Source organism: Pseudomonas sp. BRG-100 (genome assembly GCF_000737955.1).
In the GTDB taxonomy this organism is placed as follows: Bacteria; Pseudomonadota; Gammaproteobacteria; order Pseudomonadales; family Pseudomonadaceae; genus Aquipseudomonas; species Aquipseudomonas synxantha_A.
In genome coordinates, this window is record NZ_JPRX01000001.1 from 49,722 (window position 1) to 69,331 (window position 19,610).

General features: G+C 53.8%; 10 protein-coding genes and 2 pseudogenes. 7 read left to right on the forward strand and 5 right to left on the reverse strand.

Going from position 1 to position 19,610, the window contains the following annotated elements; genetic code table 11:
* Positions 1-1,990: 1,990 nt before the first annotated feature.
* From JH25_RS26505 to JH25_RS26490, 4 genes are read left to right on the forward strand one after another with little or no spacing between them, the layout of a single operon-like run.
* Complete coding sequence (locus JH25_RS26505; RefSeq protein ID WP_032875205.1) at positions 1,991-3,427, forward strand: hypothetical protein; 1,437 nt, start codon at positions 1,991-1,993, stop codon at positions 3,425-3,427.
* Between the two features lie 10 nt (positions 3,428-3,437).
* A complete protein-coding gene (locus JH25_RS26500; RefSeq protein WP_032875209.1) occupies positions 3,438-4,247 on the forward strand; it encodes a hypothetical protein in 810 nt (269 codons plus the stop codon).
* Entirely contained in the window at positions 4,248-5,771 is a 1,524-nt protein-coding gene (locus JH25_RS26495; RefSeq protein WP_032875214.1) for a hypothetical protein, read from the forward strand.
* Entirely contained in the window at positions 5,771-6,814 is a 1,044-nt protein-coding gene (locus JH25_RS26490) for a hypothetical protein (protein WP_032875217.1), read from the forward strand. Before JH25_RS26495 ends, JH25_RS26490 begins: the two co-directional genes overlap by 1 nt.
* Before the next feature lie 19 nt (positions 6,815-6,833).
* Here JH25_RS26490 and JH25_RS26485 read toward each other — a convergent pair whose 3' ends face one another.
* Both JH25_RS26485 and JH25_RS29290 read right to left on the reverse strand, forming a co-directional pair.
* Positions 6,834-8,129, reverse strand: a complete 1,296-nt coding sequence (locus tag JH25_RS26485; RefSeq protein WP_032875220.1) for an ImmA/IrrE family metallo-endopeptidase — start codon at positions 8,127-8,129, stop codon at positions 6,834-6,836.
* A 201-nt stretch (positions 8,130-8,330) separates the two neighbouring features.
* Positions 8,331-8,521, reverse strand: a pseudogene (locus JH25_RS29290) (DUF7693 family protein); the annotation flags it as partial.
* 139 nt (positions 8,522-8,660) lie between these two features.
* On the opposite strand from JH25_RS29290, the gene JH25_RS26480 reads away from it, so the two are divergent.
* Entirely contained in the window at positions 8,661-9,815 is a 1,155-nt protein-coding gene (locus JH25_RS26480; protein WP_032875222.1) for an ATP-binding protein, read from the forward strand.
* A gap of 1 nt (position 9,816) precedes the next feature.
* Entirely contained in the window at positions 9,817-12,051 is a 2,235-nt protein-coding gene (locus tag JH25_RS26475) for a hypothetical protein (protein ID WP_032875225.1), read from the forward strand.
* 1,110 nt (positions 12,052-13,161) lie between these two features.
* Here the strand turns inward: JH25_RS26475 and JH25_RS0126725 are convergent.
* Genes JH25_RS0126725 through JH25_RS26465 form a run of 3 tightly spaced genes read right to left on the reverse strand, consistent with a single transcriptional unit; the run spans position 13,162 to position 19,089 of the window.
* Positions 13,162-15,402 carry a DEAD/DEAH box helicase gene (locus tag JH25_RS0126725; RefSeq protein WP_081883349.1) on the reverse strand — a complete coding sequence of 747 codons (2,241 nt, stop codon included), beginning with the start codon at positions 15,400-15,402 and terminating at the stop codon, positions 13,162-13,164.
* A complete protein-coding gene (locus JH25_RS26470; protein ID WP_032875226.1) occupies positions 15,377-16,672 on the reverse strand; it encodes an ATP-binding protein in 1,296 nt (431 codons plus the stop codon). The genes JH25_RS0126725 and JH25_RS26470 overlap by 26 nt, the downstream gene beginning before the upstream one ends.
* Entirely contained in the window at positions 16,669-19,089 is a 2,421-nt protein-coding gene (locus JH25_RS26465) for a tellurite resistance TerB family protein (RefSeq protein ID WP_032875229.1), read from the reverse strand. The genes JH25_RS26470 and JH25_RS26465 overlap by 4 nt, the downstream gene beginning before the upstream one ends.
* A 283-nt stretch (positions 19,090-19,372) precedes the next feature.
* Here JH25_RS26465 and JH25_RS28950 point away from each other — a divergent pair.
* Positions 19,373-19,525 (forward strand): annotated as a pseudogene (locus tag JH25_RS28950) (glutathione S-transferase); the annotation flags it as partial.
* Between the last annotated feature and the right edge of the window lie 85 nt (positions 19,526-19,610).

Sequence of the window (19,610 nt, forward strand, 5' to 3'; positions counted from 1 at the left end):
CATTATGCCATCATAATTTTTTACATTTTCACGCGTTTGCCCAGCGTGGTAGGTGGTGCGCGCACTACGGCTCGGCCAATAGTACGGGGTAGGACCGGTAGCAAACCAATGGAAGTGAATGGAACTCCATTGTTTGTGGAAAGGCAAAAAAGGTCAGATGAACAGCCTGCCCAGCAACGCCTAGAGACTATCCGGATCCCCAAAGAACATTTTGACTTGGCTCTAGAACGGTGGTTCTAGACCAAAGAATGCGAATTTTGCCCCCAGTTTTGCCCCAATTCGCACCGGGTGTGCGAGCGATCGCGAATGTCGATTTCTGACCGACTCCAGGATGGCAGTGACTGGTATTCAGTGCGTCCCGTATACTGGATGAGCAATATCGTTGTTAAAAGCAGTTCGCAAATAGCAACCAGAAAGCCATCGGTAGCTTAATATGTGTAGCCAGTCAAGGAGGGCCCTAGTGCCGGGCTTTAAAAGGATCGGGAGATTTGATTACGACACACATGGGCTCCTTGAGCGCCGCTCGCAGGGGTTATGCCTACCAAGATTTGGTTACCGCATACTTACTGGTTCGAGCACTTGTTCACCAGCATGAAGCGGTCATCGTGGATCGTAAAACTGCGAAGACGACAGCTTCGACGTTCTTGAGGTGACGGCCAATGGAACCAGAATCCAGCGCCAGCTAAAATCCAGCCTGAACCCCGACGTCGCACTGAAGCTTCAAGATTTCACAGGCTGCCTCCTCACTTCGATTTGACCGCTTGGTTCAGACGTTCACCCATGCAGGCATTGACGCAGCTGACGAGTACAGGCTCTGCGCGACCTGGCAGGCCCCTGTTATAACCGATGCCTTGTCCGCTTTATTTGAATTGTCGGACGCCGCTGGCACGTTCGCAGGGTTTACTACAACGCGATATCGCATCGATTCAGCTCGAATATGGCCAGATTCCGAAGGCCCCAAACTCTCGGTACTCTGCCCCTCCAAGGAGGGCTCAGCACCGCTTACTCGAGATCAAGTTGTCGCTCTCTGTGAGCGCTTTGTCATTGAACTTGCTTTGCCCTCAGCAAAGCTTGATCTTGATAGCCCCGGCCCGTTAGAGGGTTTACTGCTCGACTTGTTGATGAAGGATGTTGGAATAGGGCTATACCCCAACGCCGAAAGACGGCCTGAGGATGCTGCAGCGTTAGCCATTCACATCGCCACCAACGCGCGCATTCAAGGCGAGAGACTGACCCCTGGGGACTTAGCAAGTCGTTTGATGCTGCGCACAGATTTCGGGCGAGTACTTCAACAGTTCCCGATTGATAATTCTGTCACGGACCGGGGAGGAGGTGAGATTGCGCTTACGAGGTTTGAAAATAAGCCAGCATATGCACCCAATCGCGATGCCCACGGAGAGAACAATCCAAACAGGCTTCGGAATCTGTGCGAACAGTCCAACCAAGATGACGAGGGGGAAGAGGGTACCGAGACCCACGTTCGCCCCTTTGCGCTTCCGTGCCATAACTGCAATCCATAGAATGATAGTGGCTTATTAGAATTATTGCGGATTTCTCGGATGCGGCCAAGGCACCTATGGATTACCGGGCGAGCGGTACATCTCCTGACCTTGAACGATACCCCCTCGAATATGTGTTGTGAGTTTCGGCTCAGCATCAGTAGGGGGCTGCCTATTTAAGGACGCTCTAAAACGAACGGAAAGCGAACCGGATGCGTAAGACGCGCCGCCACCGACGATCAACTCACAACCAACATACCGCTCAAGTGTGCAGCCTAGCTGACGATATAGCTCCAGCTTCCCTTGCCAATCCATCTCCCCAGCGTCATGATTCGGGCTAAATGATGGCCTTTTGATCTCGGGCTCACGTTACGGAAAACGCATTCACTGAACCCTATCAGGCCATCGTCGCGGTGCAAACATAGCGACTAGGTGCGCTGTTGGGAAATTTCAGGAGTCGTTCTAAGGCAACGATTTACGGATTTTTCTCAATGAATTTTCTCAAAAAAATCTTCTCCGGTATCGTCAAGTTTTTCGAAAGCCGGCCGGAAGAATCTGTCGAGCCGCTGCTCAAGCCCTTCGATGAAAACGAAATTCGTGAGCGCCTTGATGTTGTACGCAAGGCCCACGAGCATGGTGCTGCCCGCGTACCAGCCCCTGACCAAGTGCAAGAAAGCCCGGTTGAGCATGCGATCAAGTCGGAGCTCGGCAATCTGCGATCAATGGGTTTCAAATACGGTGCGCACCGCAAAGTGTTGATCCAGCGCGGTCTGGATGAGGTTGAGCTCACGCGTGACGCCAATCGAATTGCTCAATTGGGTGATGAATTCGTCCGCGCAGCTGATCGAATTCTTTCGATGGCTCAGCCTAAGATCCAAATCACCGGTCAGCAGATGAGAGAGCACAAGGAGTTGCTCGATGCCTTCCGGCTTGAAAATCACCTTCCTGAGACCGACGCGAAGCTCCCGACCAAGAATAAACTGAGCCAGCGCAAAGCTTGGCTCATCCTTGCGGTGGTGTTCGAGGGTGTTTTCAACGCGATGTGGTTTGCTAATGGGATGGCCGACGGTCTCGCAGGTGGTTTCGTGCTGGCCGCCGGTTTCTCTATTGTCAACGTCGCGCTCGGGCTTCTTGCAGGCTGGATCTTCACCAACACCAATCACGTCAACCTGGGCAGACGGCTCTGTGGATGGATGTCCGGGCTGATGGGGCTGCTGGCTACGGTGGCCATGGGGTGTGTTGTGGCTTACTTTCGCTATGCTCTGGGCGTACTGGAGGACGGAAGCGAAAGTGCTTTGGGCCTCGCCGGGCACGCATTTGCCAACCACGTAAGTCCTTTCATCGACTTTGAGTCGATCATGCTCTTCGCTGCGACGGTGGTTTTCGGATTGATGGCCATGTGGCACGCTTACCACTGGACCGACCCTTATCCCGGTTATGCGAAGGTCTTCAAGGCCTACAAGGATGCTTTCCTCGTAAACCTAAAGGCGATCACCGACCTGCGCAAAAAGCTTGAATCTGAAAAAGCTGGAAAGCTTTCTCAGCTGGAAGCTGAGATCAAACACGCTGAACAGCGGATTCTACGCTTCAAAAGGGGCATGAATGACAAAACCGTGGTTGGCAAAACCCTGACGGCGTATACCGTCAAAGTCGAGCACACCATGCGCTCAATCGTTCAGTCTTACCGCTATGAGAACCAGCTTAAGCGGCCGGCTGACTGCCCGCGCCCAGCCTACTTTGACGAGCCCGTGATCTTCGAGTCGGACACGATGCCTGATTTCAGCATCGTTGACGATCAGCAGCGTTTGGAAAAGCAAGAGGCGCTACTGGAAGAGATGATCGCGACGATCGAGCCTACGCGAAACAAAATTGAAGCGTCCTTCAACCAGCAATATGAATTGACCCACCCATTGGAAAGCAACGCTTAAGGAAATCACGATGTCGATCTTCGAAGAAGACGAGAAGACCTCTTCGCACACCCTCGTGATCTGGGCGGTGGTTCTATTGGTGCTTGCTGGTATTGGATGGGGCATCTGGACGATGCTTCAAAAAGACACCCTCGACAAGGTGACCTTGTGCCCAAGCAAGGGGCCAGTTGCACAATACGTGGTGTTGATCGACAACACCTCGCCATTCTCATTCAACGAGAAAGCGGCCCTATCTCAGCGCATCAAATCGCTGGTGATCAATGATCTCCCGGTGGGAGCCCTGATCTCCGTATTCCTGCTGGACGAAGATTATAAGCAACATGACACGCCCCTGTTTGAGCGATGCAAGCCTACCCAGTGGAAGGATGACATGAAATATCTCTCCTCAAAGCGGCTGGTTGAGAAGGACTACGCTGACAAATTCGACAAGCCGCTGGATGTTGTAATGCAGCACATCTCGCTCGATGAGAAGGCCAAGACGTCGCCGATATTCGAGATGCTCCAGCTAGTAGGCATCAAAGCCTTTGAGCACTCGAACGTACAGGGCGACAAGCAGCTGATCATCTTTAGCGACATGGTGGCAAACGAGGCCTCCTTCAGCATGTACAGATCGACGCTGCCGTCCTACAAAGAATTCGCCAATACGCCTTACGGCCGCAAATCTACGGCCATGACACTCCAGGACGTGAAAGTCACCATCAACATGCTAACAGCCGAGCCAAGCGCTGCGCCTTATGGAAAGCGGTCGGATTTCTGGGCTCATTATTTCGAAGCCAACCAAGCGAAGCTTGAAAGCGTGAACCCCATGGAGGGACTGTAAATGGACATTAAGGCCCACCTGCGAACGGTAAGGTTCTGGTTCATCATTGCGCTGGTGCTCAAGGCGAGCTCCGCTGTGCTGAGCCTTTATGTCGGCACCTTTTTCTTTGGTCTGGTCGTTCCGATTGCCGTCATGGCCGGGTACTGGTGGGTAGGCAACCGCATTCGGGAAAATTACGACATGCAGCTGACTGTGGCCAAGTTCGCTGACTCAGTGTACTACTTGGGTTTTCTGTTCACGGTTGGCAGCATCATCGTCTGCCTGATCGATATTCAGAGCATCGGTGACAACCTGAGCGGTATGGCAATGCGTTTCGGCGCAGCCCTCGTCAGTACTGGCATCGGCATGATTGCCAGAACACTCTATATCGGGTTTAAGGCCGATCAGGATGACGTCGCTGAAAGCATCCATGAGCAGGCGGTCAAGGCGTCTGAGAACTTGGCGCACATGTTTGAGGATGCTTACCAGCAACTTGTGATGTTTAGAGACAACGTGATTGCCACTTCTCGTGATGCGGTGTCGAGCGTGCAAGAGCAAATCACTGAGATGTCAAAGCAGAACATGGCGGAGATGGACAATTACTTCGCCCACGCGACTGGGCGAAGCAATGAAGCTTTTGCTGCCATGCTGAGCGATGTCAAAGGTGCCAGCGATGAAATGCTGAGTACCATCTCCGGCCTTGCTCAACGCAGTGAGCAAACGTTGGAGCGAATGGAAAGCCACTCACTTGAATTCGGTGAAAAAGCTTCGGCGCGGCTGGAGCACACTCTTTTCCCGGATGACCTTTTCGCTAAGAAGCTGAGCCCTGCGCTTGATACGCTGGCCAATGCAACCGATGGCGTCAACACGAGTATCTCGACACTGGCGGATGATGTGAAAACAGCAGCCCGCGCGGTAGGTACCGCGATCCGTGGACTGAACACAAAAACGCAGTCGCTTGAGGAAAACCTAGCGGCTGTCGGCAATATCGTCGACATCCAGCAACGATTAATGGACAGCATTACGGCGCAGGGCGGCCAGGCTGTCGCTCAGTTTGAGCGTGTTCAGAAAGAATTTCTGAGTTCACTTAATGGGTGTCACAAGGATCAATTGGAATCGGCCAGCGCTAATCGTGAGGTGATGTTCAAGTTGTTGGATCGCTTCCAGGATCTGAATCAGGCTTCTGAGACATCGTTCAAAAGCTTCGAACAAGGGATCGGCAAAGGCATCCAATCGGTGATCGAACAGGGCGCCAAGTCCAACGAAACCCTCGCGATGAGCATCCTGGACACGTTGACGCCACTGATCGAGGCGGTGGTTGACAGCAACAAAGTTCACGGCAAGATGGCTGCCCGAGTCGAGCAAAGCGATGCAAATGCTAAACATGCGCATGTACAGTTGGACGAGTTGACCCTCAAAATTGAACATCTCAGCAAAATCGAAGTGATCCAGCCAGCGGTCAATGAGGCGTCCGTCGCACCTGGAACAAGCTTAGAGTTCGTCGCAGTCAACGATGCAGTTGAGTCTGATGCGAGACCTGCTTGATGAGTCAGAAAAACGATCAAGTCTTCAGTCTGTCCATCTCAGAGATTTGGATGGTGATCGCATTTCTGCTCCTGATGCTGACCGGGTACCAAGTCTACAAGCTCAACGCCGATAAACATGTCCTGCAGCAGAAGCTCGATAGCTTCAACGGTCTAGACGAGCGTGAGAAGACAATTGCTGAGGCCACGCAGGCTCTAAGAACACGACTGGCTGAAAAGGGTATCACCAACCCCGACGAGGTCATCAGCAAGCTTGTGGATGCTTCAAAAGCCCGAGATGAAGCCTCCGAGCTGAAAGTACTGCTGACGCAGAAAGAGCAGGAGGTAACAGCCCTGGCTGCAATAGACAAAGCCCTAAAAGATGCCGGCAGTGCTGGTAAGCCTGAACAAAGCAAGCGGCTGATACTCGAAACCCTGATGTCCTACGATCAGCTTAAGAAGCTGGTCGCCGACCCAGACAAGGATCACCAGCCTACCGACATCGTCAAGCGCATTGGGCAACTGAAGTCTACCGAGCAAATGCTCAAGGCCGCGCTCGCCACCGATAGCGCGCCAACCACTGAACAAGTACAGGATCTGGTCAAGCATGCGCAGGCGTTTACCCAAGCCGAAAAGGATGGGTTGAACCCCGCCGTATTGCAGAAAACGAATGCCGATCTAAAGGGGCAGGTGCAGTTTCTCCAGAACCGCCTCAACAAGGGTAAGGGCGGGGATCTTCCGCCGTGCTGGGCCGACAGTGCTGGTAAACCAGAGATGTTCCTCACCGTCTACCTTCGTGATAACGACATGAGTTTTGAGCCCGCCTGGCCTCAATCACGGCTGGCGGATGCACAGGCCTTACCAGGGTTTACAGATCTGATGGCCAACACGACTCGATCCTATGAGGATTTCGTCAAGACAGTGCAGGGCATTAGAGCCCTCGGCGAAAAGAACGAGTGCCGCTATTTCGTGAGGCTCTCTAGCCAGATTCAGGGAGCGGTAATGTCTGACCGGCGCAGGTTTCAAATCGAGAGCGTATTTTATAAGCTTGAAGTTAGGCGATAAACGTACCCGTCCGGCGAAGTCACCTTTCCACTTCGACCAGCAGGCCTAGTGCTCGCATTCGCAAGCGGATCGCGGTCTTGGAGACATTAAAATATTTGCTGAGCGAGGCGCACACGGTTTCGAATTGGCTGACGTTGTCAGGTTGGCTATCAAGGTACAAGGGGCCGTGCCCTCGATTACGAATACCGAGATGCCGCAGCAAGAGCCAAAAAGCCGTCTGAAAGTCTTCACTAGGCATCAGTAGACACGAGGCGAACGTATTGGCTTGCCACTCCAACCGCTCGACTTCCCCTTTGGGGATTGTGATAAATTGGGCTTGGTCAATCTCTTGAGCCCGGATGCTTTCCCGGGTCATATAGCGCTTGTGATTGAGAAAATGGTGGCCCAACTCATGAGCGAGGGTGAAGCGTGCCAGTTGGGATTGGCTGTCTTCAGCGAAGATTTTGATCTCCAGAGGACGGAACGTAATGCTGCCCAACGCAGAAGTTGAGGACTCCAAGTAGCTCACAACCAGTCCGTTGACGGTCGCCTCCTTCTTCACAAGCGCGTCCAGATCCACCGCGCCGTGGACGTACGAGATTGATCCCAACGCCTGCGTCGCCAGGCTCTCGATCCTGTCCCGCGAGATGAACGCCACCCTCGGCGCGGCAACAGGAGCGGGCAATCGAATGAGAGACAAGTCAGTCTCCCGGAACGCGCTCTCTAGGCCCAACCCTTTCCATATACCGTCCCAACCGTCGGTGAACCCGGAGGGAGTAACGGCATACGCGTTGTGTACCCTAGGCTTGAAGCCTGGCTGGGTCAGTGCATATTCAATCTCGGCGCGCTTACGGGCTCGCACGCTACGAGCGCCAGTCAGGAGCGTACGGGGAAGCTCCCAGCGGAATTCAGACTGGTCGAAAAACCGCAGCGCACCGAAGCCACGATTGCGAGCAATGTTGAATGTGCCGGACTGGAACGCGCTGGCAGATGCGAAAATCCCCTTGGCATTGAAACCGGAGACCTGGCTGATCTTCGAGCCGAACTCCTCGATATCACCAACCGGCACCGTACCGCTGTAGTTCTTGCATTCAATGAGCACAAGCAACGAAGGCGTTTCAAAGCCGGGCAGAAAGATTTCCACTGACACATCGAAAATGATGAAATCTTCGCGATCGCGGGAGTAATACCCCTTCTTCCTGAAAATCTTGCAGCACTCAGGCCGGAAGGCGTAGAACCGGCCTTCGGTAATTTCCTTCGAAAGAAAATCAAAGACCTGTTCCTCGAACCGGTCACCCTTGGCATAAGTGTTGAGTTTTTTGACCTCAGGTTTCATCAGCGACGTGTTCCAATCGTTTCGAGTGAGTAGGACACCCAATCATGGGCACGCCATCCACAGACTAAGCGTTCTTTGCAGGGCTAAGAAATAGGCGCCACCTGCGCGATTTGTCAGGTAGCCCGATTCTACGGGCGTGGACACTGTGAAGGAAGCAGCGGGTAGGGCGTGATGGAGCTGGAGCTGGGGCTAGAGCGCTGATTACAGTTCCCAGAGCATCCGTTCGGGTTGTTGGTGCTCCCATGTGCTCAGCAGCTCCACCGGGTCGGTGCCAAACCGATCAGAGGAATCGAAGGTGTAAGCGCGACCATCCGGCTATAAATGCTGTCGCAGTAGTCCAGTGTGTCGCAATCGCTGTAAAACGTGATTACCCACCCGTCGACTTCAATGGTTGAACGGCGCCTCACCTTGGATTTTCATCGCCCAATTTATTCTTATCGCGTACATTCGCGCCTATACCTAGGCTACGTGCGAGCCATTGGAAGACAGCCAAAAACGGCATGCAAGCAACGAGGGAGCGTGAGGGCCTGAATGCAGATCAACCGCAAGTCAAACCTTTATGACATCGAGAGTCTTTACGACACACTCGGTACGGATCCGCAGCTCAGACTGCCTATCAGTATGAGTCATGGCGGGGGGCTGGGGGTTGATGCGGCCTTGGCCCAATTCGTCGTTACGTGGGCCCGGGCCTACGAGCATTCAGTCCTGCATCTCTACGCGCCTGCTGAAGAAGCGATCGCCCAGATTCCACAGATTGCTAAAACCGCCGCCGGGCTGTTCGCCCTGATCATGTCCAGTGAGATTCACACCGAAGATCACCTAATAGTCGATCGGCGCGACGCCCTGCTGGCTATCCGGACACTCGTGGAGGCGATGTTCGTTGGGGACATCCGCAATACATCCACTACCAGAGGCGCTCGCCCCACCGCGATCAACCTATTTTGCGTCAACAACGCCAAGCGTGAATTCATCAAACCTTTCTACCATCACAACACGCCCCTTATACAGCCGGAGTCATGGTTCTCCGATTTGATAGCTAAATCGTCTTCACTGATGACCGCGCGCAACGACCAGGTTTCGCTGTTGAAGTCGGGTCTTCCAGAGCTGGGCAGTGTGCTGTGGGAGCTGATAGCCAACGCTGATCAGCATGCAGTAACGGACGTCAAAGACAAAAAATACAAAAAGGCGCTGCGTGGCACCTCGATCAAATTAAACAGAATCAGCCGCCAAGACGCCTTGGGTTACTCAGATCGGGAGCCGGAACTGGCTCGCTTTATCTTGAAGCATTTCTTGAAATCTGAGGTGCTCGACTTTTTGGAGATCTCGGTCATCGACAGCGGGCCTGGTCTAGCCAGACGATGGTTGACCGCCAAAGAGAAGCGCCCGGTCGAGAGCCTTGATGAATTGGAACTGGATGAAGAACTGAACGCAACCTTGGATTGCTTCAAGAAACATATGACCTCTAAGCCTGATTCCGATAGATCGGGCATGGGGTTGCACAACGCCCTTCAGGCTCTCAACAAACTCAAGGCTTACGTTCGTGTGCGCACGGGGCGACTTTCGCTGAATCAGGCATTTCAAGGACGTAGTGGAGTCATGGCGTTCGAACCATCGGCTAGAGGCACTGAGCAAGAATTGGCAGCCGCAGAAGGCACAGTTTTCACCATCTGCATTCCGGTGAACTGATATGGCTGATCTCATGGATTTCGAAGCCCAGCTTCGTCAGGATGGCAAGCCTCTCCACCTCGCAGTTTTTTTCTCTGGCCCTGACTTCCTGGCGCCAAGCCAGGTTTCCCACGCGCTGCAGATTCAGCTGCCCCGGCACGTGATGCCTGACGCACTGCTGTTCCTGCTGCCTAAATACACCCTTGAAGAATTCAAGGAGCACAAGGCTGCCAAAGCTTCGCCGCTGATGGCTCAGTTTGAGCGAAACGGGCCGGGATCCCCTCAGGTTTACGGTGTTGGCTTCTACGACGAAGCGGGCGCTATCACTGACTACATTCACATTTCCGGTCCCGAAAATAAGCTCGGTATGCTGGTCAAAGCTCAGTCTTCTAACATCGTGAAAGCTGGCCTAGCCCATATGGTGAAGTGCTCTGACGTCCTAAAAAAAGCCCCAGCCGGTTTTTTCTATTCAAAGCCGTCATCTCGGGCTTCAAACTATTTCATTCGGGCGGAGGATTTGCTATTGGAAGCGCTCTATGCACACTTCCTTGCCTTCGCTTGCTTGCCACTGATCAAAAAAGTGAAAGCGTACGGGATGAGCGCACCAGATACGTTGTATCTGGATACGATCGCACTGTTGCCATTGGCATTCGCACTGCAAATGTACTTGATGCGATTCGCCCAACCTCTCTTTACAGACATTCGTTCGTTTCACTCGCACGAAGGATTGGTCAAGGACGGGGCGTTGCCGAAAGGCGCTTCTGCAATGTGTCTGATTTCTGCCTCAACGCGATGCGGTCTGGCGCAGCGATGGGCCGACATCAACAGCGCAGCGCCTTGCCTTGTGACCACTATTCTATCCTTCGAGCCGGAAGCTGCCTGCTGCACGATTTTGTATACCTTGAAGGAACCGGATGATTTCGAAATGCTACAGGAGGGGGATTCCGGGGGTACGAGACTGATCCGTATCCACGGCGAGCGATTCGTTGCTGAGCACAGCGAAACGCGGCTTCTGAACATCAATACTGATCACGCGCCGGCGATCCTGCAGTCAAAGTTCTATTCGTTTATGGGCGAAAATCTCTTCAGCTGTTTCAAGAAAGACAAGCCCGGAGCACGATCTCGCACGGTACACGTCAACAAGGACAGTCTCGTCGCTACCGATGGATTCGAAACCTGGTTTAAAACCGTGTTGCTGGAGGAAGCGGTCTCATCGACACGCTGGATCATTCATGATGACGATGAGGCGAGCTCCTTGCTTGCAGACCAGGCTATTGCCTATCTGCGGGAATGCGGCGTTGAAATAGAGACCAAGGTGTCATTTGACAACTTCGATGCCGGAACAAAATTCAATGGCTCCGCCATTATTCTAGCCGCGGCGGTGGAGCGTGGTTCTAGGCTACAGAGCGTCAGTCGTCGATTACGTACTGCACAGCTCACCGGTACCCGTCTCTACATAACGGGGGTAATGTTCGGCCGCAGCTATCAGATGATCAAAGAGCTGCAGAGCAACCTGACCCAGCCAGCCAAAGACCACAGCAGGTTCGTAGTCAAAACCTACATGGAGATCCCGGCTGCTGAGTTGACTTGCGTCGATCACTGGGACAAAGAGCAGACGTTGCTCAGCTCACTGCATTCATTCAGCACGGCGTTTTCGCCTCCCATCGCCGCCCGCATGGCAGTTTTTGATCAAGCTCCAGTGCAAGGGCTCGCCATGAACCCGTTTTGGCCAAGCAGCCATACCGGCCAGCCGATGAAATTGAGCCGTGGTTTTGCTTTCGTCGATGGAAAGCCTGACGGGAAAACGGATGTAACGGTCGCAACCTCTACAGACATTTTCCTTACCATCTTGTGGATCTTGCAGCACGCTAGGCAAAGCGAAAAGGTGGCAAACGCCAAGCGCTTGGAGTCCGGCGAGCTTCAGCAGGTGCTCTTGTCGCCGGAGGTGTTTTCCCGTTTTGACGACGGGATTATTCAGGCGGCATTCCTACACGCCGCCTTGCCAACTGAACTCGACTATCGCGCCGATGAGACTCAAAGCCTGGCGATGGCTGACATCATCTATCGACTCGCGGCAGGTTACGGGTGTGAGAGGGGGGAGGCGGCCATGGAGTTCGTCATGGCGCTGGCGATCGAAAAGATCCGCTTACACAAGAAAGAGGATGCTCGGCTGCGGCGCAGGCTGATAGATACTTTGGAAGAGAAAATTCCAGAGATCGTCTACCTGCTTGACCCGGAGTCAGGCCCTCCACTTTAAAGCGTTGTGAGCGGCGGGGGGATCACGTACATCCCCCTCGTTCCGCGAGAAAGGGGATGTGTGCGTCACGCTTCGATGGGACGATAAAGTGCTGCGGGCATGAGAGCGGTATTGCGGGGTTCGTTAGCATATCCGAAGGTGTTTCCACCTTCGCCCCTGAGGCCTGGAGAAGTCTATGAAAGCTCACCACTGGTGACACGGCTGCGAACCTACTCCAGCGGGCTGTCGACACCCGGGTCATACCTTTCATCCCGCTCTTGATCATGTTGTTTGCGCAAGACCGGATGGAAGACAGTATCCCGCGGATAAGGTCTCAGGCTCGCCCAGACAAAAGCATTGCCATGACTGGGATCACGCGAAGGTAAAACATCAGCTCATGACCCTTCGGTTTAACGCTAAATGCTTCGAAGACACGACTGATCGAGTTTGGTCGTTTTGCTGCGAGAAGTCGCAGAGATCGAGGTTTGGGTAAACCGCAGACGTTTGACTTCCTTGGCTTCACGCACTGTTGTAGTACCAATAGGATCGGTGGTTTTCAAATACTGCGCCTGACAGTTAAGAAGCGAATGCGCACAACGTTGCTGGTCATTCGGGAGGAGCTGAACGCCGACGCCATGAGCCTGTTCGGGTCGTGGGTCAGTGGCTGAACCGAGTGGTCAGTGGGTATTTCAATTACCACACGGTGCCGGGAAACGTGACACGACTTGGTGGGTTTCGTTCGGCGGTATGTCGCCTATGGCGGCAAGCCCTCAAACGTCGCAGCCAGCGTAATCGGCTTCATGGTCACGCTACGGACGCCTTGCCGACCTCTACATACCAAGACCTAGAAATGCACTTCCTTACCCTGAGGATTGCTTCGCGTCACGTACCCAAGGCAGGAGCCGTATGCGGTAGTTTCGCACGTACGGATCTGTGCGGGGGGGGGGGCAGGTAACTGCCATTCCTACCGCGACCGATTCAGGAGGCAGTCACGTCTGATCGGCGCCGGTTGATGGTTGAGAATTTGTTTTACAAAATGGAAGTCAGGCGGTAGGGGGAGTTGTCTGGATATGCCTTGGTGTTGTTCGGACAGCAGATTGTCTGAAAACATCAACCTCTCAAGGTTTAGATTCAGCTCATCGACTGTCTCTGGGCAAAACAAACTGCGGTTGAGATATCGAGCGATATGGATGCGAAAGATTTTATAAGCAGCGTCTCTGGCAACGCCCAATCCCATTTTTCGCGCAACATGTTCTCCACATCTGAGAGTATCGAGCTGAGATCGCTTGGATCCAGACCTCCCACATCCGCGAGTGCATTTTTTGCCTGATCAATGCTCGCGTCGATCTCTATAGCTAAGCCCGAATTATCACAAGATAAACCTACATGATTGAGCAGCAGGCGTAGTGCATCATTAGCGTAATCCCCCAACCAACTGATCAAATAACATTTCCCACCCGACTCGATAAGGTACCGCTCACCAAGCCCCAATAAGGCAAAAGTTTTCCGGGCCTCCTCGAGTAAAGCTTTGGCACCATGATCGATAAAAGGGCAGGGGCTGGAGTCCGCCAAGACTGCTCGCATCTCCGCGCGTACGGCGTCATGTACCATTGCGCCCAAGCCATCGAACTGTGGAGGAGCACCGCCGCGTGCCGCTGAGACGATGATGACCTTGGCCTGCAGGTCAACATCACGCACTTGCCATCGACGGCCACCGAAGATAATGCGTTGGTCTTTGGTCAGCGGACGGCTAACGGGGACCGAGCCCAAGGCTTTACCGTCGCATACCAGACGGAATTCTTCATCGCTGGTGAATGCGCTGTAGAACTCATAGTGATTGATCATGCGCTCGCCAACTGTTCCAGGCAGCAGCAATCCTGAGCTGTCTTGGACAATCAATTCGTGCTCACCCAGAGATTTGAGTAGTTTCACAAAGTCCGGCTTTTCAATACCTTGAAATGCTCCTTCAGCAATCAAGTTTTTCCATAGGTCGGCAGCCGAAGCGCCGCCGCATTGAGCAATGATGGAAAGGCATTGCTGAACCAAGGTGGAGGCATGAATGCCCTGCGCTCTGGGAGGTTCAAACCAACCTCTGGTCAGCAGTCGAACCATGGCAATGGTTTGTACCAACCCTTGGCGTAATTGATCAGATAAGCCAGATTTATCCGTGAGCGGTGATTCTTTACAGTAAACGCGTAGCGTTGCTTTCTCTCCTGGGCGTCTGCCGGAACGCCCTAAACGTTGACGCAGACTTGCCACCGAAGGTGGGGCACCAATTTGCACCACCGTTTTGATACTGCCGATGTCTATTCCGAGTTCAAGTGTTGTAGTGCAAATCGCAGATGCTGGCCGGTCGCCGGCTTTCAGTGCATGTTCAGCCTGCTCCCGCAGGTCTTTCGAGAGACTGCCGTGATGAGGCCAGAACTCGTTGGCCACGCCGTCTTTCTCGCATCGTCGGCGCAGTTGGTCTGCGTACCATTCAACCTGGGACCGACTATTCGGGAATATCAAGTTATTGCTGCCGCGTAGTACCTGGTAGAGATGCTCAGCAATCGCGAAGTCGGGGCTTGCCTCATTTTCCGTTTCGTCTTCATTCCCCTCCTGCTCATTGGGTTGACCAGGTTTCTTTTTAAGCTCGCTCATTGGCGGCTGAATGTAGCCGCGAACTTGCACCTGAAGTGTCTGGTTAGCGTTTTTCGATTCAATAACGGTAACGTTATCGGCATTGGCTGGGCGCAAAAACGCTGACGCCATCTTCATATCGCCGAGGGTGGCTGAAAGCCCAACCCTGGGGAGGCGCCTCCCCGCAGCAAGTTCAACCCTGTGCATCAATGACTGAAGTTGTTTGCCTCGCTCACTGCCGATGAAAGCGTGTAGCTCGTCCACGACGATATAGCGCAGGCGTTGGAATACCCCGCCGAGACTTGAACCACGGTTGACGAACAATGCTTCAAGAGATTCGGGAGTGATTAGCAGCACGCCCTCAGATGATTTGAGAAAACGGTGTTTTTTGCTGGATGAAACATCTCCGTGCCAAGCGACAACAGGGATCTCAAGCTGCTCACAGAGTCGGCTTAACCTGTCCCATTGATCGTTAATCAAGGCCTTGAGCGGACTGATATACAGCACCGCACCAGGCGGATCATCGTTATTGAGCAGATTCGTCAGGATGGGCAAGAAGGCGGCTTCGGTTTTGCCAGCGGCTGTTGCTGCGGCGATGATGACGTCCTGATCGGCGTGCACCAGAACAGGCACGGCCCATTCCTGGGCGTCGCGAAGGGAGGTCCAACCTTCAGCCCAAATCCAGCGCTGGATTCGGGGCTCTAGCTGTTCGAAGCCTGATGAATCAGAGTGTGAAGGTGGCAAGTTCATCGTCCGCATCGACCTTCATATCATCTTCACCGCCGGAATCCTTGGCGACCTCGACTGCCCCTAGCAGTGTTCGCCAATCGGCCCCTAGGTTTTGCTCCAGGATGGCCAGTAGATTGATGAACGCTGTGATCGTGGTACGCGGTGTGCGGAAGTAGGCTTCCCCTAGGCGTTGGTTGCAGTGAGCCATAAACAGAGGAAGCGCCTCGTCAGGCAGCAAATACTTTTCAGCATCGCCGCCGGCATATACGTAGCGGAGTTTTTGAAGCAGTACGTAGAAGTCTTCAGGGGTAAGACTGGTAAGGCGAATGACCGGCCCTGAGAGATCCACCAGTCCGGTTTTGGCAAACGAGTTCTCAGCCAATCGCGACTGCAGGGCAGGGTAGCTGAATAACCCTCGACGAGTGTCCATCAAAAACTCGGGCGTGCCGCCCAGTACGAAACCCAACCCTTCGGATGACCCTTGCAATGAGTCGTTGAGGATGCGGAGGATCTGTTCGTAGTTGGCATTACGAGCCTGCGTATTCGCCAGTTTGTAGAGGTTAACCAGTTCGTCGAGGCAGATCATCAGGCCACCGAACCCTGCGAGCCTGACGAATCTGGAAAGCAACTTGAGCTGGTCGTAGACGGAGGCGTCATCAATGATGGTCCGCACGCCCAAGGCAGCGCGGGCATCGGTTTTTGTAGTGAATTCTCCGCGCAGCCAACGAATGGCGTCGGCCTTCAGTTGCTCATTGCCTTCCTCAAAACCGCGGCAATAGGCAGCGATCACCTCGGCAAAGTCGTACCCATTGACCATCTCGGTCAACTCGGCCAAGTGCTTACGAATAACTGTCTCGCTGTCGGTACCCGCTGCCTTGGCTTCTGTTTTGGCCTGGGAGATGAATTTCTCCACGATGCCTTGCATGGCACCACCGTCAGGCTTTGTGCGCGTTGACATGTTCTTGGCTAGTTCGGAGTAAAGCGAGCGAGCTTGCCCCCCAGTGGCGTGCAACCGGCGGTCAGGGTTCAAGTCGGCATGCATGGTCACGAGTTTTCGTTCCATGGCGATAGCACGAACCAGGTTCAGAAAGAACGTTTTACCTGCGCCGTACTCGCCTATCACCACCCGAAACGCTGATCCGCTCTCCACCAGACGTTCGACATCCTTGATCAGAGCATCAAGCTCACCTACACGGCCAACCTGAATCAGGTGCTGACCAACACGTGGCACTACGCCCGCGCGTAACGATTGAATGACCGCATCGCGATCCTTGGCTCTGATAGTGCTCATAGGGCTAATTCTTCCAGGATGTCTGTGTTTATCTCGACTGGGTCGTCGCCTTCTGTGACGGGCATGTCGAATCGTTCAAAAGCCATGTCGTTGATTTGTTCCAGAGCGCCATCGAGCATCAGCTCCATGTCGCTGGCAGCGGTTTCCAGTTCTGCGCGGCTCCATTCCGGGCGAGAGATCAACAGGCGGAGGAAGGCCGAGTGTTCCAGGTCAAGCCCAGGCACGTCCGCGCTCGACTCGGAATTCGGTTCAGCGCTTTCAGTCGGCCGCTCCGCCTCCTCAACCTGATCCTCAGTGAACACCTTGGCGAGGAGGGCGGAGACCTCCGCCGTCTCCCGCTGAAGCTGTGCAATCCGATCATGATCAAGGACGAAACCTTGTTTCGAAGATGAGGCAGGCTGCGCGCCGGGTTCGGCGGATGGGTAAGTGGTGGCAGGCGTCACGGCAATACCCACACCGGCTGCCGCCCCATGGAGGTCGCTGTAAAGCAACTGGCTATCCAATTGCAGTGCCTTATACACACGCTCCAGCAACTTCACTTCCGCAGGGCTGACGATGCCATCGGCCTGCGCCAGATGAGCGAGGAAGCCCGCAATGGTGCGTTTTGCATCGACGGGCAAGGGATCGAGCTTTTTCTTAAGGCTGGCAAGCGTGGGCGGTTGTTGGAGTTGGATTTGCAGATGTGCTTTGAGGCGTTTGTGATGGGCACCGCTCAAGTGACTCCATGAATCGATATGCTGAGCAAGCAGTGTGATTTCTTCGTTGGAGGTATCACCGTCGGCCGAAGCCACTGCACTGGCCAAATCAAGGGTTACCGATGCAGCGTTGTATGCAGCAGACGCACGGAGTGATCCATCTTCAGGCTGGGTTACAAACAACGCGATCCGGTCCTCGGCTTTTGGCGTCTTGCTACCACCCAGTACGTCGGGTTCCATTCCAATATGCAGCGACTCCAATGCGCGGGCCAGAGCGAGTACTTTGTCTCGAGACAATGCGCCCGCGCTTTTAAAGCGCCCTGCGAGCTCTCCAAAACTCATGACGACCAGGTCGTTACCAATCCTGGACTGCAACTCATCCAATTCATCGTGGGCTGCCTTCGGCCAGAGTGCGACAGGAAGCTGCAGGAGCCCCTCAAGTGCCTCTGCGCTTTCAGGGTTTCTTCCCAAATAACGGCTGTAGGGCTCAACTTCGCTGGTGCATTGCTCGACCAGCAGTTGCAAAATTTTACGTGTGCCCGAGGTTGCCATGACGTCAGGCAGATCCCCTAGGGTAAGCGTGGGGGCCTTTATTACGGCAGAGGCAGGGCGATAGCTGGCCTTGAGCTTGGTTTTGTTCTGCGCCAGCGTCAGGCCCGCAGGATAAGCGTTTTCGTACTTGAGCTTGAACAGGCGTGAAAACACATCTTTGCAGCGTATGACTGGCGTGCGTTTACTGATGTTGGGGTCGGCCAACGCCCATGCCAGTGCCCAATCGGCATTCAGCGGATGCTTATTGGCCGCGTGCTGACCTAAACCAATGCGCAGCGGCAGAGGCATTTCGTAGTTGTGCTCGGCCACGTTGGGTGGCAGGCCAAGGTAGAGATTCGCGTCAACAGCGCGGTTGCCCAGGTAGTCAAGGAAGCCTTCTGCATAGCCTCGGAATGACCCATTTCCTCTATAAATACTCAGTAGGCGCCGGACCTCGTCGACTATAAGAGGAACCTCATTATTCACCTTTGAATCGTAAATGGGATCAATGAGGGCTCGACGTTCCAAACCGTAGAAAAACAAAAATACATAACCGGTATCTGCCAACGGATCACTACGCCCACCTGCGAGCCATTGTAGGTATCCGCGCCGCGCTTGCGGTGTAATGGAGTGAAAACTCGGCCAATAAGACATCAGCCGCTCGTTGAGGTCGACGTAATTCTTGGCAATCCGAAGCTTTGGGTTGATGAGTGAAGGCTCTTGAGCATCATGTCTGCTACCGAGTGTGCTCCCGATATAAAACATGCCGCCAGGCAGGGAGAAACCGGCAACTTCGATGATTTCGCCAGCAGGCACCCAGCGGGCGTCGACCTTCTGTGAGCTGATACTTGGAATTTTAAAGGTATTGGCAGGGGTAGAGCCGAGTTGCACCGTATAAAACTCGGGGCTTTCCTCATTGTCCCTATTGCTCGTCGTGACTTCACGCATGGAAAACGTTACGCCTAAGCCTTGTGGCTTTTGCGGGCGTACATTCTTTGCAGCCGATGTTTGAAGCTGATTGAGCCGGCGTTTTCCGCGTTCGGCCAGCAGCCACATAATCGTGCCGATACCCGCTATGACACCGATCGCTATCCAGGCATTTTTGGGGATAGCAGCGAGCGCACTCAATGCCAGAGCAAAAATAATAAGTATGCCGGTGCCACCGGAGTTTTTTGCTTTCTTCCTTGCCATGTGTCATTTCAACCTTGAAAGATGGGTGCTGGCGCAATGGCAGTATCCAATATTTCTAACGCTTGAGCCAATGGCTTGGCTGAGCAGGTGATCGGAAAGTTGAACGATCTTGGATGGAAATGTCATTTCAGCTCGAGATTTAATGCTTAGCGTATTTCATCTGAACGTCGCGGCATTTACGTGAGCCATCCTCAGTAATTTCAAGCATCAGTAATGAGGCCTGTCTGACAACAACCTGAGTCTAACGGAGCCTTCCGCCCCCATTTATAGATACGGCTGACATACCCAGGCAGATATTTCTGTGGGGCTTTCGGTCAATCGCTGGTTCGACACGCCATTAGAGCATTCGTGTTTGTCGGCAGTGGCGGACTATTTCCAGCGCTTGAGCGAATGTGCCGGATCCGCCCCCCTGTATCGGCGCTACGGGGTGGCGTAGGCAGTGTCCTGCCGTCCCTCGGCGTCGTTGTAGACGATCACCTGCCGCCGCTTTGGCACGCGGGCTTTGTGAAGTGCAAGCGCAA